We start from the raw sequence: 20,721 nt of genomic DNA on the forward strand, positions 1-20,721 counted from the left end.
CAGCATTGGATAGCTGCGTCGGAGTAGGTTTGATTTCGCCCTTGTTTGCCTTTTGATGGAGCATACCATTGCGTAGCAGGATCAAACCAAAGGGCAATATTTCCGCGACTCATGAGTGCTCGGTTATATGCGGGCCAATTGGTTGTGAGGTAGATTTTGTGTGTAGGCTTCTTCATTTGAAAATTATATCGCTGAAAAAGCCTTTACAGATAGGTTTGTGCAACAAAGCCTTTCAAAAGCATTAAATCGTATATGTTTAGTCATAATGAAAATATAAAATAATTAAATGTTTATATTCTCATTATATGAAATATCATACTTATTATTTAATGAGAAAAACTGCAATATACATAATAAAAAATAAATGAATTGATTATGTTTGAAATCAGATTAGTAAATAAAATAATCGTATAAAAAATTAAAATAATTAGTGCTAATTTAATTTTATTCAATTTTTTTGAAGAGAATAAAATGACCGCACAAATAGATATAAAATTGCATGAAGCTGAAATTTCAAAAGAATTCTACCAAATTCATCAGCCAGCGCATGTGATTAAGACAGATCAAGAAGCGATTCAAATCGCACAACAGCTCGCTGAAGATTTTGCAAAGGAAGCCTCCATTCGTGATCATGAACGCCGTTTACCTTTGAGCGAAATTAACAAGTACTCTCAATCAGGGCTTTGGGCAATTAACATTCCAAAGCAATATGGCGGTGCAGGAGCGAGCTACAAGACTCTCGCTGAAGTTGTTAAAACCATTTCTAGCGCTGATCCATCACTAGGTCAAATCGCACAAAATCATTGGGTGTTTCTAGAGCATATCCGTTTAGATGCCACCGAAGAACAAAAACAATTCTTTTTTAAAGCAGTACTGGGTGGAGAGCGTTTGGGGAATGCTTTCTCAGAAAAAGGGTCTAAGACGGTTGCCGATCTCACCACAAAAATAGAATTTGATGCTTCTGGCAATGGGATTGTGAATGGACAAAAATTCTTTGCGACTGGAGCTTTACTGGCACACCGCATTCCAGTTGTTGCGATTGATGCTGAAGGAAAACCATTTGCTGCAATCGTGCCACAAGGGACAGAAGGTGTAAAAATTACCAATGATTGGAGTGGGTTTGGTCAGCGTACAACGGTCAGTGGATCAGTCGAATTAAACAACGTTAAAGTAGATGCAAAATATATCGTTCCAATTTATCAAGCTTTTGTAAGACCGACAGCAGCTGGAGCAATTTCTCAATTTATTCAAGCTGCTGTAGATGCTGGGATTGCACGTGGTGCGATTCAAGAAACGATTCATTACGTTCGTAACTTTGCACGTCCATGGATTGATTCAGGTTTAGATAAAGCAAGTTCAGATCCATATACCATTGCCAATATTGGTGAATTGAAAATTAAGCTGCGTGCTGCTGAAGCCGTTCTGGATTTGGCAGGATTAGCGATTGATTTAGCACTTGCTGAACCGACCGAAGATCATATTAATGAAGCAACATTGCTCGTGGCTGAAGCAAAAGTCTTAACGACTGACATTGCGATTTTAGCAGCGAATAAATTATTTGAGCTTTCTGGCACGCGTTCGACCTTATCAGAATTAAATTTAGATCGTTATTGGCGCAATGCCAGAACACACACTTTGCATGATCCCGTGCGTTGGAAATACAACATTGTAGGAAATTATTTTCTAAATGATGTCCCACCACCACGTCATCCATGGAGCTAAGGAGAAATTTATTATGACTATATTAAATCAGAATGAAGAACTTTCACTTGGTGCCAACTATGAAGAGGTTGCAGCAAAGTTTCGACCGATTTTTAAGCGGATTGCAGAAGGGGCCGTTCAACGAGAAACCGATCGTGATTTGCCTCATGAACAAATTAAATGGTTAAACGATGTAGGTTTTGGTGCATTACGTGTACCAAAAAAATATGGTGGTACAGGTTTTACCCAACAGCAACTTTTCCAAATCTTAATCGAGTTGGCGACAGCGGATTCAAATATTGTGCAAGCTTTACGTGGACATTTTGCATTTGTCGAAGACCGTTTAGTGGCCCATAAAGATCAATCACAAGCGTTTTGGTTTAAGCGATTTGTAAATGGTGAAATCGCAGGAAACGCTTGGACAGAAGTCGGTAATGTTGAGATAGGCGACGTCATTACCCGAGTGAAACAAAATCAACAAGGCGAATATGAAGTTTCAGGAGAAAAGTTCTATTCTACAGGTACTATTTTTGCCGATTGGATTGATCTTTTTGCCTATGATGAGACCACTGATCAGCATGTGATTGCAGCGGTCTCAACTAAAGCTAATGGAATTAAAGTACATGATGATTGGGATGGATTTGGTCAAAAAACCACTGGAAGCGGGACGCTAAAAATCAACCAAGTGTCGATTGAACGAGATCATATTTACCCGTTTGATCAGCGTTTTAAATATCAAACAGCTTTTTATCAAGTTGTACATCTAGCAACACTGACCGGCATCGCATTTTCTGCGGTGGAGACCTTTAGTGAGGAAGTGCGTAAGCGTACTCGAATCTTTAGCCACGGGAATGCTGATCTTGTCCGTGATGATGCTCAGATTCTACAAGTGATTGGTAAGGCATCTTCCCAAGCATTTGCCAGTCAAGCCATTACTTTAAAAACAGCTGCAGCACTGGATGATGCATATTTAAGTCACTTTAATGCTTCATCTGAAAAAGATCATGAGATTAACCAAATTGCGGAACTAGAATCTGCTCAAGGGCAGGTAGTCATTTCAGATCTTGTACTTGATTTAACAACTAAACTATTCAATAGTTTGGGTGCTTCAGCCAGCGCTTCATCGAAGCAGTTAGATCGTTTCTGGCGTAATGCAAGAGTCGTATCCTCACATAATCCGATTATTTATAAGGAGAAAGTGGTGGGGGCTTTTGTCGTGAATCAAACTGAATTGCCATTTGTATGGCAAATTGGTAATAGTCCTTTGGCGAAACACTTGAAAGCTCAAGTGGCTTAATTGATGTAATTTCGATGATGCTGCTAAGAAGGTCCTGTTAAGGACCTTTTTACTAGGTTCTTAAATAAGAGTCTAATAGCCTAAGCGATTTAGATAGATCACTTTAAAAAACACTAAAGAATAGTGTCTTAACGATTTAAAGCGAGCTTAAGAAGCCTTATCTGTTTGCAGAAGCCCTGATTCATCAACTTTACCGATACGCCATTGATAAGGGGGTAATGCACCATTTACGCTAAAGTCTCCGACAATTCGATCTTTATAAATTCTTGGGTTGTGAGATGCGAGCGTACGAATATTTCGCCAGAAACGATCTAAAGCTAAGTTTTTATCAGTGGCTGATGCTCCTAGAGCATCAAAAATGATGGTCGAAGCATTTAATGCAAGTGTAGTGATAATGGTTTGAGATTGAGCAACCTCTAATTCTGCTATGGCATTTTGATCTGCTTCGAGTTGTTCATTATCATTCAACCCAGCTTCAAAAGCACGTTGTATCGCCTGTGCATTTTTTTCAATAATTGCTGCAGTGGTGTAGGCGACACCACGAATTTGACCCACCACTTGTAGGATTTGAGCATCATTACGGACGTAGGAAGCATTGGCATGTGTATAATTTCTTTCACGTTTATAAACTTCAGCTGATACTTCATAGCTTGCTGCTCTTGTAAGTCCTGAAATAATTGCCAATTGAATCAGTTGATAGAATGCTGCTGAATATTTAAAGCGCTGTTGGTCTCCGATGACATCTTGTTGATTCACAACAACATGATTGAACTTAGTAGTACCACTTGCTGTAAGAATTTGACCAAAACCATTCCAGTCATCCACAATCTCAACACCTTCGGCATGTCGAGGGATTAGAATGCTGGCTGATTCTCCATACAAATCAGTAATACCCACATCAATCCAGTCTGCATACAAGCTTCCTGTGGTATAAAATTTTTGTCCATTCAATATCGTGCGTCCCTCAGCATCTTTGGAAAGTCTCGTTTTAAATTCATGAATGGACTCATTTCCACCTTCAGACCATGCGCTTCCAATAATTTGACCTTGAGCTACTCTAGGAAGCCATATAGATTTAAACTGTGGGTCGCGGCTGAGCAGTAAATCTTCCACAAAGCCAAAATGTACGCGAAGTGCCTGAGGTAAATTTGCATCAGCTTCGGCAAGTTCGATTAATAGATTAAATAATTCTGGAATAGTTGCATCAAATCCCCCTTGCGAACTGGGTAAGCGAAGTTTCGTAAAACCGATGTCTTTTAACCATTGAATCTGTTCAAAAGCTAAAATTCGTTTTTTTTCGCGTTCTGATCGCGAAGCTTTGATTTTTTCAAATGTAGGTCTGAATAACGAGGCGAGGCTTTCATAACGTGAAGAAGGTCCTTGTCCCCATACAGCATTAATTTGTGTGGTCAGTGCGCTGGGGCGGTGTTGCAATGCAGTTTGAGGTTTTAAATCAATAATACTCATAATAATCAGTCTTAATTCAAAATTAAAATAAAATAATAGCTCTTATAAAATGTGTGGAAATCGATTTATTGTGATATGTAAATATAATATATTGGATTAAAGGAAATTTAGATATTATCTTAAATAAAGAAAATGATATTCAATAAAATGAATTGAGATATAATAATATTGTGATTGAAAAAAGGATTTAAATTAAATGATTAAAGATTTTAAATCGAATACTTATATTTGTGATGATCATGTCATAGATACGATTTATTGGTTGATGCACCACCAAGATAGTTATGATCGGTTTGAGTTTGATGCATTTAGTCAAAAAATAACGGTACACCATGCCAATGGAACAGATGAAATTAAGCCGGGACAGTATCTTAATGCCAGTTATGGCATATTGATCACATCATAAAAAACCGAAGCAAAGCTTCGGTTTTTAATTAAGCGAAGCTTTGAAATTAACTTGCCATTGCATCTATAGTCAGCTCTGATACAGTCGGCTTCGCTTTTTCTGCTTTTAGACCTAACTTATCGAATAACTGCTTATCTTTGCCTTCACCAGCATTAGGTGTCGTTAAAAGCTTTTCACCTGAGAACAAAGAGTTAGCACCTGCCATAAACGCTAAAGCTTGATCAGAATCAGAAAGAGATTCACGACCCGCTGAAAGTCTTATATAACTTTTTGGCATGATAATGCGCGCTACGGCAATCGTGCGAATCCATTCAGTCACATCGAGTTTTTCAACATCTGCTAAGGGTGTGCCTTCGATCGGTACAAGCATGTTGATTGGTACCGATTCTGGATGAATAGCTAAGGTGGCAAGTTCATGTAATAGACCAATACGATCTTGAGTATCTTCACCTAAGCCAACAATTCCACCGCTACACACTTTCATGCCTGCTTGGCGTACAAAGTCTAAAGTATTTAAACGATCATCATAAGTGCGTGTGGTAATCACATTTGGATAGTACTCACGAGAGGTATCTAAATTGTGATTGTAATAATCTAAACCTGCTTCTTTTAAACGTTCCGCTTGTGATTGATTGAGCATCCCTAAGGTCATACAAGTTTCAAGTCCTAGGGCCTTTACCTCACGTACCATTTCAATTACATAAGGCATATCGCGTTCATGAGGATTTCGCCATGCAGCACCCATACAAAAACGAGATGATCCAGAAGCGAGAGCTTCTTTGGCTTCATTAATTACTTTTTCAACAGCAATTCTTTTTTCGGCTTCAAGTTTGGAATCATAACGTGCAGATTGAGAACAGTATTTACAATCTTCAGGGCATTTCCCCGTTTTGATCGATAGTAATGTGCTGACCTGAATGGTATTTGCATCAAAGTATTGACGATGCACGCGTTGTGCTTCGAAAACTAAGTCCATGAAGGGTTGTTCATAGAGTTTTTGTATTTCTTCACGCGTCCAATCATTGCGTACTTGCATAATTTATCCATCAATTAAAAAGCTACTTATTTGATCATACTGTAATTTTAATAAAGCAAAATCGTAAAATATGACAATAATGACTCAAAAAAATTATCAAATTCGCCAACTCAATAGAAATTAATCATTGTTGATTTAGTTACAAACTTAACTATTTTTATGCATTTTTCGCCACAAAATTATTTTTTGGGAACTTGATGCTGAGAACTTGTTGCTAACGTGTGCTTAAAATTTCAGATCATGCTCAAAACGGTGTTTTTGCGCTGTCAAGGCATCTTGTAAAAGTACAGTTAATTATTTCTTTTTGATTGTTGTTCTTGTACTGCCCAGTCAATATGGATTTGCACAATCTCACTAGACTGATTTCTTTTTAGTATCAATTGCTCAATATTGTTTGGATGATACGGTGCATTCCCGATTCCAATCGCAATATTCCGCATAAAGCTTTCATAGCCTGTTCTACGCAGTGGACTGCCTTCTGTGTTGGCTAAGAATGTTGCTTCGTCCCATTGCCATAATTCTATTAAAGAAAGACGATCCAGCCCATGACGGGGATGGAAATCAGCAACCGTTGTGGTTTGTGCGAAACTATTCCAAGGACAAATCAGCTGGCAATCATCACATCCAAATACGCGATTACCTATGCCACGGCGTAGTTCTTCAGGAATCACCCCTTGGTATTCAATGGTCAGATAGGCAATACATTTTCGGGCATCTAATTGATATGGCGCTACAATCGCCTGCGTTGGACAAATATCAATACATGCTGTACATGAGCCGCAATGTGCACTGGCAGGCTCGTCAAAGGGTAATTCAAGAGAACTAAACAGTTCACCGAGTACAAAAAAGGAACCCGATTTTTTGTGGATGAGCAGGGTATGTTTACCTGTCCAACCCATACCTGCAGATTCAGCGAGTGATTTTTCAAAAATAGGGGCTGAATCGGCGAAAGGTCTTGATTCAAACGGACCGACTTTTTCACGAATAAGGTTTGAAAGTGTTTTTAATTTACCGCGCATGGTTTTATGGTAATCCCGTCCGCGTGCATATCGCGCAATAACGGCAGAATTAGGGAAATCAGGTACTGTTCGAGGTTGAGGTCGTTCAACCAAATAATTCATTCTGACGCAGATAATACTTTTTGTATGGGGAACCAACAGTGTTGGATTAGCACGTTTTTCCAAATTTTCTTCGAGGAACTTCATGTCACCATGAAATCCTTGATCTAAATATGCTTTTAATCGAGGTAATTCATCTTGAGCATCAGGTCGGGCAATGACACAATCAGCGAAGCCCAGTTCCAATGCTTGAGATTTAATCCAAGCTTTAAGCGCATGAGGATCAAATTGCTGTGTTGGAATACGAGCTGGTATAGATGAGAGAGATTGAGTCATAAATAAAAAAAGGAACGATAATGCATCAACAAGTTTATCACAGCAGTGAGATACAAGCTTGGGAACAGCGCTGGTTTGACGATCAAAATAGTGCTTTTGGTCTTATGCAGCAAGTTGCTTGGATGATGGCACAAGAAATCATCACAATTCTTCAAGGTATTGAAAAAAAGAAAATCCGTATCGCAGTCTGCTGCGGCAAAGGAAATAATGCAGGGGATGGTTATCTTGTTACGTACTATTTAGCACAGCACTCTTTATCACGACATTGTTCATTCAACCAAAATCTAGAAATCGATATTTTTTCTTTTTCACAAGTCGATCATCACTCGGCTGACTCCTTGCAGAGTGCTTATAAAATGAGTCAATCCATACCACTTAAGCAGTTCACCGATCTGAACCATTGTAAGGGTTATGATGTCTATATTGATGCATTGTTTGGAATTGGAATTAATCGTACTTTAAGTGAAGACTGGCAGAGAATTATCCATCATATTAATGAGCAAGACGGCGTCAAAATTGCGATTGATATGCCGAGCGGTTTAGATGCAAATACAGGTCAACCATTACCAATGGCTATTCATGCTCAGCATACGCTTACCACACTCGCATATAAGGTAGGGCAATTTGTAGGGCGTGCACAGGATTTTATAGGACATCTAAAACTCATTCCCATTTTACCATGTGACTCAGATTTAAAACCTGTGGCCCGATTAAGCCCAGTCAAAACAATTTTGCCGCGACGACACTCTACAGGACATAAAGGAACGTATGGGCATGTGCTCGTGATTGGCGGTCATGCACAAATGGGAGGTGCGGTGATTATGGCGGCTGAAGCTGCATTTGCCGCTGGGGCGGGTAAAGTCACGATCGTGTGTGATGCTAAACATCATTCAGCAATTTTGTCACGATCTCCCAATGTAATGGTGCAGGATATTAATCGTTTCGATCCATCACAACGAAAAAATTTGCTACAGCAAGTCGATTCGATTTGTTTTGGAATGGGGTTGGGACGTGATGATTGGGCAGCTGAGCAATATGATCAATGGATGAGTATTCTGTCCTCTACGAACAAACCGACTGTACTCGATGCTGATGCATTGTGGTTCTTATCTGAAAAGCCCATTCGACTCAATGAGAGAACTTACGTAACGCCACATCCTGGTGAGGCTGCAAAACTTTTACACTCTAGCGTGGCGGAAGTTGAGCATGACCGCATCAAAGCAATTAAACGATTACAAACACTTTATGCTGGTGAATGGGTATTAAAAGGTGCAGGAAGTTTAACAATTGACACGCAGCAAACCATTTGGATTTGCACCCAGGGTAATCCAGGAATGGGTACAGGTGGAATGGGGGATATTCTTGCAGGAATGATTGCTAGTCTTAAAGGACAATTGTCTAATTCCATCCAGCTTCATGAAATTGTTAACTTACATGCCGTGGCAGGTGATGTATTGGCTCAACAGGGTGAACGTGGTTTGTTAGCTCAGAATATGGCTCAAGCGATTTATCAAATAGTAAATCTAAAATAAAATTCAGGGATAGATATGCGATATTTAAAATTAACGATACAAGGTCTTGTTCAAGGGGGCGGATTTCGTCGCTGGTTTATGGAACAAGCCTTAAAGTTGCATTTAACTGGTTACGTTAAAAATATGGATAATGGGGATGTGGAAGCTGTCATTGTTGGTACATATCAAGATGTCAATGACATGATCAAACTGGCCATGGCAGGGCCTCATAATAGTAAAGTTAAGCAAATCTTCTATGAAGACTTAATTGACATCAAAGAGCGTGATTTCGATAGCTTTAAAATTCGCCAATAAGTGCATTGAGTGTCGAGAGACTTTTAACGTCGACGACTACTGCTGCGGCTTCGTCCACGTGCCATTCCACCTAAAGCATTTAAGACGGCCAATTTACTCATACTGCCAGAGGCATGTGCATGGCAAATTGCTGCGGCAAGTGCATCTGCAGCATCGGCTTGTGGTTGAATATTTAAATTAAGTATGCGCATGACCATCATTTGAACCTGTTCTTTATCAGCAGCGCCATAGCCAACAACAGATTGTTTAATTTGACGCGCAGTATATTCAGCCACTTGTAGATCTAAATTGACCAATGCCGCTATAGCTGCACCGCGTGCTTGACCAAGTTTTAAGGCAGAGTCAGGATTGACCGCCATAAAAACCTGTTCAACAGCAGCTTCAGTAGGACCATGAAATTTAACGATTCTTTCAATGCCTGAAAAAATTCGTTTTAAACGTTCAGGCATGTCAGGTGTTTCAGTGCGAATTGTTCCAGCATCAACAAAAGTGAGTTTTTGCCCCTCTTTTTGAATAATACCGTAACCTGTTAGACGTGAACCAGGATCAATTCCGATAATTAATGACATTCCATGACTTTAAAAATAAAATAATGCCCATATTGTTACATAAGCGTATGAAAAAAGCTTGATACAGATTGAGCAGATGATTACGACCCTATATTTAAATTTTTGAGATTAGATTACATTTCATGAAATTAGCTCTTATTGTTTTAATCGGTATAGTCCTTGAAATCTTCGTATGGGTCGGTGTGGGTGATCTAGTCGGAAGTATGTGGTATGTATTCTTCTGGTTTATTGCTGCATTCTTTATTGGTTTAAATATGGTTCGTTCTCATGCATCAGGTTTAATGCCACAGATGCAGCAAATGCAACAAGGTCATATGAGTGCTGATCCGAATTTGACCAATAACTTACCTAAAATTATTGCGGGTATTTTCCTTTTGATTCCGGGGTTAATTTCCGATCTATTCGCCTTACTTATTCTAATTCCACCTGTTCAAACAGCATTTAAAGCGGTGATGATGAAAACCATGATGAAGCGTCAGCAAGCCATGATGGAAAAAATGATGGGTGGTATGATGGGAGATATGGGCGGCATGGGTGGTCAAGCAAATGGTCAGAATCCATTTGCAGATTTAATGCGCCAAATGCAAGAAATGCAGAATCAGCAGCATGGTCGTGGTTCAAATGACACTACTATTATTGATGGTGAAGCGAGAGAAATTACACCTGAAGCAAAGAAAATTGAAATGAAAGACGTTAATCAAAAGTAAATTGCGCATGTTCAAAAATCAGACCTAATGTCTGGTTTTTTTATTTTTGTATCTCGATTTTCCTAAAAAACAGTATAATTCAAACAATTTTTATTAATTTTTGATTTATGTCTCTATTACTTACCATCTGTGTCCTACATCTTGTTGCTCAATTGAGTCCTGGACCTGATATTTTGTTGATTGCCAAATGCGCAGCGTCAACCACAATCGCAAACACGTTGAAAGTTATTTTAGGTATTTCTATTGGAATTTTATTTTGGGTGATTTTAACTTTATCAGGTTTTGCACTTTTGATTGCCCAATTCCCATGGATTCAACAAGTCTTAATGTTAGTCGGTGGTTTATTTTTGGCAAAAATGGGCTGGGCGATGCTAAAGGGTGGTTGGAAAACTTATAAGTCTTTCAAACTTTATGCAATTGATGAAAATCAGTCACCTCTAAAAGCTGAAAAATACTTTTTGATGGGGTTGTTTACAAACCTATCCAATCCTAAAACACTGATTTATTTTAGTAGTGTATTTTCACTTGCCTTAACCGCTTCAGCACCAGAGATGTTGAAAATACAACTGGCAGTCATTATTCCGATTCAAACGTTTTTAACCTTTACGTTTTTGATGGTCGTTTTAGCACGACCTAAAATTAAACAGCTCTACCAGCGTTCAGGGCATTACATAGATATGGCATCGGGTGGTCTATTTTTGATCTTTGCAGTCTGGTTGTGGATAGATGCGCTTATTTTGCTTAACTGAATCCTGATCTAACTCTTCTGTTTGAGTCAGAACGAGCGTGTCTTGCTGATAACGTCTTGGTCGCAAAGTTGCTTCAGTATTTTCAGAACCTTGATAAGAGCGACTTCTGTTTGCTCTTTCTCTCAAGCCGCCTTTCTTAATTAATTGAACCATCGTCATATCATCATTTTTTCACTACGTTTATTTTACTTCAATTTATGATTTCCATGCGGATATGATGGGCGAGCGCGTGAATAAAATATGGATAATCTCTAGAAGAAAAAAGAATGATAGAGCAGGTTGTCAAAAAAAATTCATATAGATATCTGATAATACAAGATATTGAATGAAGACATAGATGGTTGCTGTTTTATAGCTACATCATGAGGTTGATTATTGGTGAAGGCTTATATAGTATAAATATTAGCCTCTAAGGTGATGTAGATAAAAATAAAAAGACAGTCAAATCGGGAGGATGAGTATGCTGTATCAGTATCATTGTGCGTGTTGCGACAAGGTGGTTGCTTCGACAGACAAAGTGTGTTCTGAATGCGGATCACAAAATATCAGAACACCTTATGGTTTTTGGATATTTTGTATCATTGCGTGTTTAGCCGCAGCCATTGTGTTTAAAGTGGCCCATTTATATTTACAAGATAACCAAAATGTCCCTGTGAAGCAGTCGTTTTTGGACACGCTTCATCAAAGTGATAAAGCAAATTGAATCTATAAAAAAGCCCACATCAATGTGGGCTTTTTTATTTGGAAATTACAAACCAGCTGATGCTTTAAGCGCTTCAACCTTGTCTGTCTTTTCCCAAGTGAATGCAGTATCAGAACCTTCACGACCAAAGTGACCATATGCAGCAGTTTGCTTATACATCGGTTGAATGAGATTCAACATACGTGTAATACCATATGGACGTAAATCGAAATGCTCTCGTACCAATGCAATAATCAATTCTTCAGAAACCTTAGCAGTATTGAATGTATTGATTGAGATAGATGTTGGTTCAGCAACACCAATCGCATAAGACACTTGAATTTCACATTTATCGGCTAAACCAGCGGCAACAATATTTTTTGCAACATATCGACCAGCATAAGCAGCAGAGCGGTCTACTTTAGATGGATCTTTACCAGAGAAAGCACCACCACCGTGACGAGCCATACCACCATATGTATCTACAATGATTTTACGACCTGTTAAACCACAGTCACCGACTGGACCACCAATCACAAACATACCAGTAGGGTTGATATGGAATTTGGTATCCGCATGGAACATATCTGCTGGAATCACTTTTTTCACGATTTCTTCAATGACAGCTTCTTTTAAATCGGTCTGTGAAATCTCAGGATCGTGTTGAGTCGATAATACGACCGCATCTAAACGAACAGGTACGCCATTTTCGTATGCAAAAGTCACTTGGCTTTTCGCATCTGGACGTAACCATGGCAGACTTCCGTTACGACGAAGTTCTGCTTGTTTTTCCATAAGACGGTGCGCATACGAAATAGGAGCAGGCATTAAAACATCTGTTTCGCGACTCGCGTAGCCAAACATTAAACCCTGATCGCCAGCACCTTGATCTTCAGGTTTTTGACGATCTACACCTTGAGCAATTTCAGGAGATTGTTTGCCAATCATGTTGATGACAGCACAAGTCGAACCATCGAAACCTAAATCAGAATGATGGTATCCAATGCCATTTACGGTTTGGCGTACAATTGCTTCAAAGTCTACATTTGCAGTTGTTGTGATTTCACCTGCAAGAACAACAGCACCTGTTTTTACAAGCGTTTCACAAGCAACCCGTGCATATGGGTCTTCTTTTAAGATTGCATCCAAAATAGCATCACTGATTTGGTCAGCCATTTTATCTGGATGGCCTTCGCTTACAGATTCTGAAGTAAATACAGCGTACTCGCGCATAAGTCCTATCACAGTTATTTCTAAAGACGCAATATGGTACATCGACTTAACGTTAAGGACTAGCTTAACCTGACTAAAAAGCATGAATTTATGTCATTTTTGTGTTTTTTTAATTGATATCATCATCTGTTAAATTGATAAGTGAAAACTTTTGTATAAGACTTATTCTTTTTAAGACTGAGCTGAAATAAAAAACAGCTTAAGTGGGTACGAAAGAATATGAATATATGATTCAACATCAGTACTTTAAAAAAAGGCCAAGCGACTAAAAAATATTGGATTGAATTGAATATTGGTAAAACCGACTCGCATTGTATGAATTTTTTCGCTTTAGGGCTGAAATATACGTTTCTGGGCTTTACGCTGTTTGATTTTTTTAAGACAATACACCCAGTTTTTGAATTTTATTCATTTCCCATCTTTAATTTATCGGACACTGATCTATGACAACCCCGCTGAATGAACGTCGCATTGCTAACGCAATTCGTGTACTTGCAATGGATGCTGTGCAAAAAGCAAATTCTGGACATCCAGGTGCACCAATGGGGATGGCTGATATTGCTGATGTTGTATGGCGTGAATTCTTAAATCACAATCCGACAAACCCTCAGTGGGCTAACCGCGACCGTTTTGTATTATCAAATGGTCATGGCTCAATGCTTCAATATGCATTATTACATTTGACTGGCTATGATCTTTCAATTGAAGATTTAAAAGCATTCCGTCAATTGCATTCTAAAACACCGGGTCACCCAGAATTAGGTTATGCACCTGGTATCGAAACAACTACTGGTCCATTAGGGCAGGGTATCGCGAATGCTGTCGGTTTTGCTTTGGCTGAAAAAACCTTAGCAGCGCAATTCAACAAAGAAGACATTAAAGTCGTTGATCATTTCACTTACTGTTTCTTAGGTGACGGCTGTTTAATGGAAGGTGTTTCTCATGAAGCATGTTCATTGGCAGGTACTTTGGGTCTAGGTAAATTAATTGCTTACTATGACGACAATGGTATTTCAATTGATGGTGAAGTAGAAGGTTGGTTCTCTGATGACACAGAACAACGCTTCTTAGCTTATGGCTGGCAAGTATTGAAAGTTGATGGTCACGATGCAGATGCATTACGTGCGGCAACTTTAGAAGCTAAAGCTGAAACGAAGAAACCAACAATCATTATCTGTAAAACGATTATTGGTTTAGGTTCACCAAACAAACAAGGTAAAGAAGATTGCCATGGTGCACCACTGGGTAACGACGAAATCGCATTAACACGTGAAGCGTTGGGTTGGACTGAAGGACCATTCGAAATTCCTGCTGACGTTTATGCTGCATGGGACGCGAAAGAAAAAGGTCAACAAGCAGAAGCAGCTTGGAACGAAGTATTTGCACAATATGAAGCAAAATATCCTACTGAAGCGGCTGATCTTAAACGTCGTTTAAGCGGTGAATTACCTGCTGACTTCGTTGCAAAAGCGGATGCGTATATTGTTGAAGTAAACGCAAAAGCTGAAACCATCGCAACACGTAAAGCAAGCCAAAATGCAATCCAAGCATTTGCCCCAATGCTGTCTGAAATCTTAGGTGGTTCTGCTGACTTAGCAGGTTCTAACTTAACACTTTGGAAAGGCGCACAAGGCGTTCAAGACAATGCTGCAGGTAACTACGTACACTATGGTGTACGAGAGTTCGGTATGACTGCAATCGCAAACGGTGTTGCACTTCACGGTGGTTTCATTCCTTACGTAGCAACATTCCTCATGTTTATGGAATATGCACGTAACGCAGTACGTATGTCTGCATTGATGAAACAACGTGTGATTCATGTTTACACACACGATTCTATTGGTTTGGGTGAAGATGGTCCAACACACCAACCAATTGAACAAATCGCATCTTTACGTGGTACACCAAACCTCAACACATGGCGCCCATGTGACACAGTTGAAGCAGCAATTTCTTGGAAATCTGCGTTAACACGTTCTGAAGGTCCAACTGCGTTGATCTTCTCTCGTCAAAACTTAGCATTCCAAACACGCACAGAGGCACAAATTGCTGATGTTGCGAAAGGTGGTTATGTATTGGCTGAAGAAAAAGGCGAATTGAAAGCGATCATCATTGCAACAGGTTCAGAAGTTGCATTGGCAATGGAAGCTTATGCACAGCTTGAAGGTGTGCGTGTTGTGTCTATGCCATGTGCTGAAGAATTTGTGAAGCAAGATGCTGCTTACCGTGAGGCAGTTCTTCCATCTAACATTCGTGCACGTGTTGCTGTAGAAGCGGCACATGTAGATTACTGGTGGAAATTTGTAGGTCTAGATGGTCGTGTAATCGGTATGACTACGTATGGTGAATCTGCACCAGCGAAAGATTTGTTCCAACACTTCGGTATTACGACTGAAGCAGTTGTCGCAGCAGTGAAAGAAATTACTGCTTAATTCTTAGAATTAAGTGTTTTAAAAGGCGTCCCAACTGTGGGGCGTCTTTTTATTTTTATGTATCTATATAGATACATTCATTCCCTAAATTTCAGATTAGAAGTGAGTAGCGCAATGAGTTTGTACGAGCAAATTAGTGATGAAATTACTTTAATGGATGCGGGTGAGCAAAAGTGGATTGGTGAAGACTTACCACTTGAAGCGATGGTAGCAGTAGAATTATTGCTACAAGATATGGCTGAAGAGAAAATCATTAAAGTACGTCGAAAAAATCGTGAAAAAACTTCAGGATTAAAACAGATTGATCGTATTCTGATTGAAAAGCTTTAACAGTCATAAAAAAAGCCTCTTATGAGGCTTTTTTATTATCCTATTTTTATTATTTTACAGTTAATTAGCCGTAGTTTCTGACACGGTAAAATTTAATTTTGGATCAGCATTTTGTTGAATTGTCCATTCACCACTTACTCTGAAAGATGCAGCTGAAGCGTAAGTATCTTCCATAAACTGGAAATACGTGATTAAGCCATCTTTAACTATTGCTTTAATTGAAAAAGGTGAAGTAAAAGTGCGCTTAGCGTGAACAGATGTATAAGTAAATTGACCGAATACAGCCACTGTTTCATTTTCAGCTAAAATATCTGTGATTTGAAAATCATCGATCGTCCAATAAGTTCCGACATTAGAAAAAGTATATATATAGACATCACGACCTGTAGAAGTACCAGCCCAAGGTTCAATTTGTTTAAGTTCAGGATTGTTGAAATTTAGCGAAGTATAAATGGCATCTTCAGCCACTAACTTTTCTGAAGCAATCGCTACTCTTGATTTATCAGTATTATATAAAAAAGCCAATACGACATCTTTAGGTGCTTTAGTTTTAAGCGCTTTATCAATCGCTTGTTGTTGTTCACTCATCATTATTCTCCAGTTCAAAGTGGTAATTTTAGTATTATAAATGAGACAAAATATTGGTATATTGTATAAATGTTTAATTTAATCTCATATTTAAGATATGTGTTGATGTTAACTGCTTATTAGTAGAAAGCTTAAAGATGAAAAACATGATCTATACACAAGTGATAGTCATAATCTGATCAAATTGATTTGATAAAAGTGACACCTTCTTAAGGTGCGTTCTAATCTTGCAACAAACTGTTCTATCTGTACTGATGCAAGAATTTCAGAATGCTATACATTATTCACTATCCATTTCATAAATGTTTTTAAAAAATTTGAGGAAAAATTGATGAACTTTAAAACAATAGCGTTAAGTGCCGTAGTGATTTCTGTAGCAACAGTTTCAGTTGCTAAACCAGTTGAGTATAAAATTGATCCAACTCATACAGCGACAGTATTTACTTGGGATCATTTTGGCTTTTCTACACCATCAGGTAATTTTAGCGATATCCAAGGGACGATCAAAGTAGACAATGAAAAGCCTGCAAATTCAGCGGTGAATGTCACAATTCCACTTTCAAGTATCAATACAAATGTCAAAGCTTTAGATGAACATTTATTGAAACCAGATTTCTTTGATGCTGAAAAATATCCGAATATCACTTTTAAAAGTACTAAAGTTCAACCAAATGGTAAGAACAAGTATAAGATCACAGGTGATCTAACGATTAAAAATGTTACTAAGCCTGTCGTACTTGATGCTGTATTGAATAAACAAGCTGAACATCCTATGACGAAAGCGCAGTCTATTGGTTTCAATGCAACGACTTCATTTGACCGTTCTGCATTCGGTGTTGGCGCATATGTACCTAATGTAGGCGATAAAATCACGGTGAATATTACAACTGAAGCTTCGGTAGATAATAAAAAATAATAAAATCAATTTGTTAAGTGCTAAATAAGCCGCCTAAATGGGCGGTTTATTATTTTTTATGAGGCCAAAAGCTTCTCTTTTTACTGCTCTACCCGTAATTATCGAAAGTAAGATGAACCAAATTTACAACAAGAATTTTATCTAAATAGCTTAAGTCATTGGCGTGGCTCAAGCTTTAGAATCAATGTCACATACGATTTTACACAGGGAGATAATAACCATACTAAGAAGTTTGTAGATCAATTCATTAAACGTGATATACGCTTGCAGAGATAGGAGTAGAAATATTTAAAAAAGTCATGGATATTGTATGGTTTAAAAAAATTGCATTTATTTAAAATAAATTTAGATTTATGATTTGGCCTGATTATAATTATTTAGTTTATTTTAAATATGTATTTGCAAATATTTGAAAAAGCAATTGAGCTTATTACACCATCATACAATCGAAAAAAATATCTTGAGCGCCACTTACGTCTTAAATCTTTTTTTGAAGAACGAGAAAGGATTAAAAATCTTAATGAAAGCGAGGAAGTTAAAACGCTTCTGCTAAATTCAGCAATTTCTGCACTTACTGGAGCAAAAAACGTTGATATAAAAGAGCTAGAGTATTTCTTAGATAAATTTAATGCAATGGAGTTTGAGTTACTTTATTGGACTTTTGTATGGAATAGAGCAGGTTATCAGGTATTAAAAAACTCTAGAGGTGAAATCATTAGACTAAAGGTATCAAAAAAAGGAAAAATAAAAGTTTTAGTAATGAATTTACTTGTTTTATTTTCTATGAGTTTTGCTCCCATAATGTTTTACTTTAAAAAAGATGAATATTGGAGACTGTTTAATTCTTTAGGTGCATCACAGATAGTTCCCGAAATAATTTATGGAGTTATATGTGTGATATGTGGACTCACTATAATCAAACTTCTTAACGATTGGGTACATTGGAAAAATTTGAACAAAATTTTAGACACTTGATATCAAAAAAATATTAACTGCTGAAAGCGGTTTCTCACTCTATCAAATTCGGTTGAATGGGATGCAACGGAGTGGATGCTCATAACTAATGGTGGATTGATTGGCATAGCACAATTCAATATCCTGATCTACAGTTGGGTTGAAGGCTATCAAATCTAAATCTAAATCTAAATCTAAATCTAAATCATTTAATATGTTCAATAAAACGGCTTAAGATTGAACCTGCCACAGATTCTAGCTTTTCAGCATAACGATGGTTATCTGCACGTAATTGAGTAATATCGATACCCGCTTTACGCAATTCGCAAGTATGACCAATCAACCATTTCTCTAAACTATCTGAGGTCACTTCAGGATGGAACTGGAGTGCTAAAATATTAGATCCAACTTGAAAAGCCTGATTTTTATAAATTTGAGTGCTTGCCAGAAGTTTCGATTGCGAGGGAAGATCAAAGGTATCACCATGCCAATGCAAAACTGGTACACCATTTAAAGAATTTAGAACGTTGTCTTGTTCATTTATAATATCTACTGTACTCCAGCCAATTTCTTTAGTGTGGCCAGCATATACTGCACCGCCCAAGGCTTTTGAAATGAGTTGAGCACCTAGACAGATGCCAAGCGTAGGGCGTTCAAGTTTTAATCTTTCTTTAAGTAAGTCTATTTCTGTTTGTAGGAAAGGGTAATCTTCTGTCTCATAAACACCAATCGGCCCACCCAAAATAATGGTCAGACCTTCGTACTTTAAGGCTACTGAAAGATCATCCACACCTGCATCAAAATATCTGACCCGATAACCCAGTTGATATAGTGTCTCCTCAAAAGAACCTAGATCTTCAAAGGCTAAATGCTGTATTGCATATACTGTTTCAGGAAGCTTTCTCATGATGTGACGTTCTTAAAAGAATGATGAGGAGATTATAGTATAGAACTTTTGGAACTAAGGTTTCGTCCATAAAACAATATAAAACGATTTATTTCGCAATCTCTTTTTTTAATAATTTCTTAAGCATAGCTAGACTAGAATTGAGAATATCTTTTTTTAAGCGTTCATCTTGAACTCCACGCGCTAATAGTACGGAGCCCACCATTTGACAGAGTATGGCCCAAGCGAAATCAGGTTCTGGAGCATGCTGCGCAAATAGTTTGTAACCACGCTGAAGTTCTTTTTCAAAACATTGTTTAATGTCAGCATCAGCGCGTGAAACTTCAGCAGCAAGTGAGGGTAAAACACAGCCTTTTTCTGGGTGTTGAACGTGTAATAGAGAAAGATATCGGTTCATTTCAAAATCTAACCAAGACTCTGGATCTTGATGCGGATTCATTTCCCACTGTTGAATACTTGCTCCGATTTCAGATTCGATTAAGGCTTTAAATAAGTCGTTTTTTGAAGAAAAGTGAGAATAGAAAGCACCGCTGGTCATATTTGCAGCGTGCATAAAACCATCAACCCCAGTATTGCTAAAACCTTGTTTTTTTGCGAGTTCACCACTGGTTTTTAAAATATCGCGACGTTTTTCTTCTTTGTATCCTGCTTTATATCTCATATTGAATATTCAATAACCATTGACTGTGCCTAAAAACTATAACATAGTAATCGTTATAATAACGATCGTTATTTAATGGAGCAATGATGAGCGATCAGCAGTCAAAAATTAATTATTCAGAAGAAAAATCAACACATAACAAGGTCGCACTGATCATTGGTGCAGGAGATGCCACAGGCAGTGAGATCGCAAAACGCTTTGCACGAGGTGGATATACTGCTTGTATGACTCGACGCAATGCAGACAAGCTTGAACCTGTCATCCGTGAGATTGAAGCACACGGTGGTAAAGCTTATGGATTTGCTTCAGATGCAAGAAAAGAAGATCAAGTGATTCAACTGATTGACACAATTGAACGTAACATTGGTCAGATTGAAGTGTTTGTCTTTAATATTGGAGCAAATGTGCCGTGTAGCATTCTAGAAGAAACAGCACGTAAATATTTTAAAATCTGGGAAATGGCTTGTTTTAGTGCTTTTTTAAATGGTCGTGAAGTCGCTAAACGGATGGTCGCAAGGCAGCGCGGCACTATCATTTTCACTGGTGCAACAGCAAGCATCCGTGGTTCATCATATTTCAGCGCTTTTGCTGGTGCTAAACATGCGTTAAGAGCCTTAGCCCAAAGTATGGCAAAAGAGTTAGGGCCTCATCATATTCATGTTGCGCACATCATTATTGATGGGGCGATTGATACTGATTTTATTAAAGATACTTTCCCTCATTTGTATGAAAAAAAACAGCATGACGGTATTTTGAATCCTCAACATATAGCTGATAACTATTGGCATATTGCTCATCAACCACGAGATGCTTGGACACATGAATTGGATTTGCGACCATGGTCTGAACAGTGGTAATCATATTCA

24 protein-coding genes are annotated in these 20,721 nt (G+C 38.2%); 13 read left to right on the top strand and 11 right to left on the bottom strand.

The features are described from left to right. On the bottom strand, positions 1-176 hold a 176-nt coding region (locus AC1M9D_RS00005; protein WP_481611303.1), incomplete at its 3' end, for a transposase. A 295-nt stretch (positions 177-471) separates the two neighbouring features. Between AC1M9D_RS00005 and AC1M9D_RS00010 the strand changes: the two genes are divergently transcribed. Beyond that, positions 472-1,722, top strand: a complete 1,251-nt coding sequence (locus tag AC1M9D_RS00010; RefSeq protein WP_481588244.1) for an SfnB family sulfur acquisition oxidoreductase — start codon at positions 472-474, stop codon at positions 1,720-1,722. A gap of 13 nt (positions 1,723-1,735) precedes the next feature. Further along, positions 1,736-2,998 (top strand): acyl-CoA dehydrogenase family protein, encoded by a 1,263-nt coding sequence (locus AC1M9D_RS00015; protein ID WP_481611231.1) that lies wholly within the window; start codon positions 1,736-1,738, stop codon positions 2,996-2,998. Positions 2,999-3,145: 147 nt separating this feature from the next. Here the strand turns inward: AC1M9D_RS00015 and AC1M9D_RS00020 are convergent, their stop codons facing one another. Continuing rightward, positions 3,146-4,465 (bottom strand): acyl-CoA dehydrogenase family protein, encoded by a 1,320-nt coding sequence (locus AC1M9D_RS00020; protein ID WP_481611232.1) that lies wholly within the window; start codon positions 4,463-4,465, stop codon positions 3,146-3,148. Between the two features lie 196 nt (positions 4,466-4,661). Here AC1M9D_RS00020 and AC1M9D_RS00025 point away from each other — a divergent pair, with 196 nt between their 5' ends. Continuing rightward, entirely contained in the window at positions 4,662-4,871 is a 210-nt protein-coding gene (locus AC1M9D_RS00025; protein WP_092766405.1) for a hypothetical protein, read from the top strand. 46 nt (positions 4,872-4,917) lie between these two features. Here AC1M9D_RS00025 and bioB read toward each other — a convergent pair whose 3' ends face one another. After that, positions 4,918-5,907: a biotin synthase BioB gene (gene bioB / locus AC1M9D_RS00030; protein WP_481611233.1), complete on the bottom strand. Its 990-nt coding sequence runs from the start codon at positions 5,905-5,907 to the stop codon at positions 4,918-4,920. A gap of 290 nt (positions 5,908-6,197) precedes the next feature. Beyond that, on the bottom strand, positions 6,198-7,301 hold the full coding sequence (gene queG / locus AC1M9D_RS00035; RefSeq protein ID WP_481589909.1) for a tRNA epoxyqueuosine(34) reductase QueG: 1,104 nt from the start codon (positions 7,299-7,301) through the stop codon (positions 6,198-6,200). Positions 7,302-7,321: 20 nt separating this feature from the next. Here queG and AC1M9D_RS00040 point away from each other — a divergent pair, with 20 nt between their 5' ends. Next, complete coding sequence (locus AC1M9D_RS00040; protein WP_481611234.1) at positions 7,322-8,833, top strand: NAD(P)H-hydrate dehydratase; 1,512 nt, start codon at positions 7,322-7,324, stop codon at positions 8,831-8,833. A gap of 15 nt (positions 8,834-8,848) precedes the next feature. After that, positions 8,849-9,127: an acylphosphatase gene (locus tag AC1M9D_RS00045; RefSeq protein WP_481611235.1), complete on the top strand. Its 279-nt coding sequence runs from the start codon at positions 8,849-8,851 to the stop codon at positions 9,125-9,127. Between the two features lie 23 nt (positions 9,128-9,150). On the opposite strand, the gene ruvC is transcribed toward AC1M9D_RS00045, so the two are convergent. Next, positions 9,151-9,696 (bottom strand): crossover junction endodeoxyribonuclease RuvC, encoded by a 546-nt coding sequence (gene ruvC, locus AC1M9D_RS00050; protein ID WP_481611236.1) that lies wholly within the window; start codon positions 9,694-9,696, stop codon positions 9,151-9,153. A gap of 122 nt (positions 9,697-9,818) precedes the next feature. On the opposite strand from ruvC, the gene AC1M9D_RS00055 reads away from it, so the two are divergent. Next, complete coding sequence (locus tag AC1M9D_RS00055) at positions 9,819-10,403, top strand: FxsA family protein (protein ID WP_481611237.1); 585 nt, start codon at positions 9,819-9,821, stop codon at positions 10,401-10,403. A gap of 107 nt (positions 10,404-10,510) precedes the next feature. Further along, positions 10,511-11,152: a LysE family transporter gene (locus tag AC1M9D_RS00060; protein WP_481611238.1), complete on the top strand. Its 642-nt coding sequence runs from the start codon at positions 10,511-10,513 to the stop codon at positions 11,150-11,152. On the opposite strand, the gene AC1M9D_RS00065 is transcribed toward AC1M9D_RS00060, so the two are convergent. Continuing rightward, complete coding sequence (locus AC1M9D_RS00065) at positions 11,096-11,305, bottom strand: hypothetical protein (RefSeq protein ID WP_035263798.1); 210 nt, start codon at positions 11,303-11,305, stop codon at positions 11,096-11,098. The two genes, AC1M9D_RS00060 and AC1M9D_RS00065, sit on opposite strands and share 57 nt — an antisense overlap. Before the next feature lie 307 nt (positions 11,306-11,612). Between AC1M9D_RS00065 and AC1M9D_RS00070 the strand changes: the two genes are divergently transcribed. After that, positions 11,613-11,855 (top strand): hypothetical protein, encoded by a 243-nt coding sequence (locus AC1M9D_RS00070; RefSeq protein WP_035263796.1) that lies wholly within the window; start codon positions 11,613-11,615, stop codon positions 11,853-11,855. A gap of 45 nt (positions 11,856-11,900) precedes the next feature. Here AC1M9D_RS00070 and metK read toward each other — a convergent pair whose 3' ends face one another. After that, positions 11,901-13,067, bottom strand: a complete 1,167-nt coding sequence (gene metK, locus AC1M9D_RS00075) for a methionine adenosyltransferase (protein WP_035263794.1) — start codon at positions 13,065-13,067, stop codon at positions 11,901-11,903. 443 nt (positions 13,068-13,510) lie between these two features. On the opposite strand from metK, the gene tkt reads away from it, so the two are divergent. Together tkt and AC1M9D_RS00085 are read left to right on the top strand one after the other, a co-directional pair. Beyond that, entirely contained in the window at positions 13,511-15,499 is a 1,989-nt protein-coding gene (gene tkt, locus AC1M9D_RS00080) for a transketolase (RefSeq protein WP_481611239.1), read from the top strand. Between the two features lie 114 nt (positions 15,500-15,613). After that, the gene (locus tag AC1M9D_RS00085) at positions 15,614-15,829 is read left to right on the top strand and encodes a hypothetical protein (protein ID WP_035263790.1); all 216 of its coding nucleotides are present in this window, start codon (positions 15,614-15,616) and stop codon (positions 15,827-15,829) included. A 60-nt stretch (positions 15,830-15,889) separates the two neighbouring features. On the opposite strand, the gene AC1M9D_RS00090 is transcribed toward AC1M9D_RS00085, so the two are convergent. After that, positions 15,890-16,417 (bottom strand): nuclear transport factor 2 family protein, encoded by a 528-nt coding sequence (locus AC1M9D_RS00090; RefSeq protein WP_481611240.1) that lies wholly within the window; start codon positions 16,415-16,417, stop codon positions 15,890-15,892. 331 nt (positions 16,418-16,748) lie between these two features. Between AC1M9D_RS00090 and AC1M9D_RS00095 the strand changes: the two genes are divergently transcribed. Together AC1M9D_RS00095 and AC1M9D_RS00100 are read left to right on the top strand one after the other, a co-directional pair. Further along, positions 16,749-17,333: a YceI family protein gene (locus AC1M9D_RS00095; protein ID WP_481611241.1), complete on the top strand. Its 585-nt coding sequence runs from the start codon at positions 16,749-16,751 to the stop codon at positions 17,331-17,333. 393 nt (positions 17,334-17,726) lie between these two features. Continuing rightward, a complete protein-coding gene (locus tag AC1M9D_RS00100) occupies positions 17,727-18,308 on the top strand; it encodes a hypothetical protein (protein ID WP_481611242.1) in 582 nt (193 codons plus the stop codon). Positions 18,309-18,350: 42 nt separating this feature from the next. On the opposite strand, the gene AC1M9D_RS00105 is transcribed toward AC1M9D_RS00100, so the two are convergent. From AC1M9D_RS00105 to AC1M9D_RS00115, 3 genes are all read right to left on the bottom strand, one after another. After that, complete coding sequence (locus AC1M9D_RS00105; protein ID WP_481611243.1) at positions 18,351-18,509, bottom strand: hypothetical protein; 159 nt, start codon at positions 18,507-18,509, stop codon at positions 18,351-18,353. Beyond that, a complete protein-coding gene (locus tag AC1M9D_RS00110) occupies positions 18,493-19,194 on the bottom strand; it encodes a glutamine amidotransferase (RefSeq protein ID WP_481611244.1) in 702 nt (233 codons plus the stop codon). Before AC1M9D_RS00110 ends, AC1M9D_RS00105 begins: the two co-directional genes overlap by 17 nt. Positions 19,195-19,282: 88 nt before the next feature. Continuing rightward, positions 19,283-19,855: a TetR/AcrR family transcriptional regulator gene (locus tag AC1M9D_RS00115; protein WP_481611245.1), complete on the bottom strand. Its 573-nt coding sequence runs from the start codon at positions 19,853-19,855 to the stop codon at positions 19,283-19,285. An 86-nt stretch (positions 19,856-19,941) separates the two neighbouring features. Between AC1M9D_RS00115 and AC1M9D_RS00120 the strand changes: the two genes are divergently transcribed. Further along, on the top strand, positions 19,942-20,712 hold the full coding sequence (locus AC1M9D_RS00120) for an SDR family oxidoreductase (protein ID WP_481611246.1): 771 nt from the start codon (positions 19,942-19,944) through the stop codon (positions 20,710-20,712). Positions 20,713-20,721 lie beyond the last annotated feature (9 nt).

The sequence above is a fragment of the Acinetobacter sp. ANC_7682 genome (assembly GCF_056779795.1).

Excerpts from the sequence above, each read along its gene's own strand:
- AC1M9D_RS00040 (WP_481611234.1), top strand. The coding sequence starts at position 7,322 with ATGCATCAACAAGTTTATCACAGCAGTGAGATACAAGCTTGGGAACAG.
- metK (WP_035263794.1), bottom strand. The coding sequence starts at position 13,067 with ATGCGCGAGTACGCTGTATTTACTTCAGAATCTGTAAGCGAAGGCCAT.
- AC1M9D_RS00090 (WP_481611240.1), bottom strand. The coding sequence starts at position 16,417 with ATGAGTGAACAACAACAAGCGATTGATAAAGCGCTTAAAACTAAAGCA.
- AC1M9D_RS00045 (WP_481611235.1), top strand. The coding sequence starts at position 8,849 with ATGCGATATTTAAAATTAACGATACAAGGTCTTGTTCAAGGGGGCGGA.
- AC1M9D_RS00095 (WP_481611241.1), top strand. The coding sequence starts at position 16,749 with ATGAACTTTAAAACAATAGCGTTAAGTGCCGTAGTGATTTCTGTAGCA.
- AC1M9D_RS00115 (WP_481611245.1), bottom strand. The coding sequence starts at position 19,855 with ATGAGATATAAAGCAGGATACAAAGAAGAAAAACGTCGCGATATTTTA.
- bioB (WP_481611233.1), bottom strand. The coding sequence starts at position 5,907 with ATGCAAGTACGCAATGATTGGACGCGTGAAGAAATACAAAAACTCTAT.
- AC1M9D_RS00060 (WP_481611238.1), top strand. The coding sequence starts at position 10,511 with ATGTCTCTATTACTTACCATCTGTGTCCTACATCTTGTTGCTCAATTG.
- AC1M9D_RS00085 (WP_035263790.1), top strand. The coding sequence starts at position 15,614 with ATGAGTTTGTACGAGCAAATTAGTGATGAAATTACTTTAATGGATGCG.
- AC1M9D_RS00025 (WP_092766405.1), top strand. The coding sequence starts at position 4,662 with ATGATTAAAGATTTTAAATCGAATACTTATATTTGTGATGATCATGTC.
- AC1M9D_RS00120 (WP_481611246.1), top strand. The coding sequence starts at position 19,942 with ATGAGCGATCAGCAGTCAAAAATTAATTATTCAGAAGAAAAATCAACA.
- AC1M9D_RS00010 (WP_481588244.1), top strand. The coding sequence starts at position 472 with ATGACCGCACAAATAGATATAAAATTGCATGAAGCTGAAATTTCAAAA.
- queG (WP_481589909.1), bottom strand. The coding sequence starts at position 7,301 with ATGACTCAATCTCTCTCATCTATACCAGCTCGTATTCCAACACAGCAA.
- AC1M9D_RS00070 (WP_035263796.1), top strand. The coding sequence starts at position 11,613 with ATGCTGTATCAGTATCATTGTGCGTGTTGCGACAAGGTGGTTGCTTCG.
- AC1M9D_RS00015 (WP_481611231.1), top strand. The coding sequence starts at position 1,736 with ATGACTATATTAAATCAGAATGAAGAACTTTCACTTGGTGCCAACTAT.
- AC1M9D_RS00055 (WP_481611237.1), top strand. The coding sequence starts at position 9,819 with ATGAAATTAGCTCTTATTGTTTTAATCGGTATAGTCCTTGAAATCTTC.
- tkt (WP_481611239.1), top strand. The coding sequence starts at position 13,511 with ATGACAACCCCGCTGAATGAACGTCGCATTGCTAACGCAATTCGTGTA.
- ruvC (WP_481611236.1), bottom strand. The coding sequence starts at position 9,696 with ATGTCATTAATTATCGGAATTGATCCTGGTTCACGTCTAACAGGTTAC.
- AC1M9D_RS00020 (WP_481611232.1), bottom strand. The coding sequence starts at position 4,465 with ATGAGTATTATTGATTTAAAACCTCAAACTGCATTGCAACACCGCCCC.
- AC1M9D_RS00100 (WP_481611242.1), top strand. The coding sequence starts at position 17,727 with ATGTATTTGCAAATATTTGAAAAAGCAATTGAGCTTATTACACCATCA.
- AC1M9D_RS00065 (WP_035263798.1), bottom strand. The coding sequence starts at position 11,305 with ATGGTTCAATTAATTAAGAAAGGCGGCTTGAGAGAAAGAGCAAACAGA.
- AC1M9D_RS00110 (WP_481611244.1), bottom strand. The coding sequence starts at position 19,194 with ATGAGAAAGCTTCCTGAAACAGTATATGCAATACAGCATTTAGCCTTT.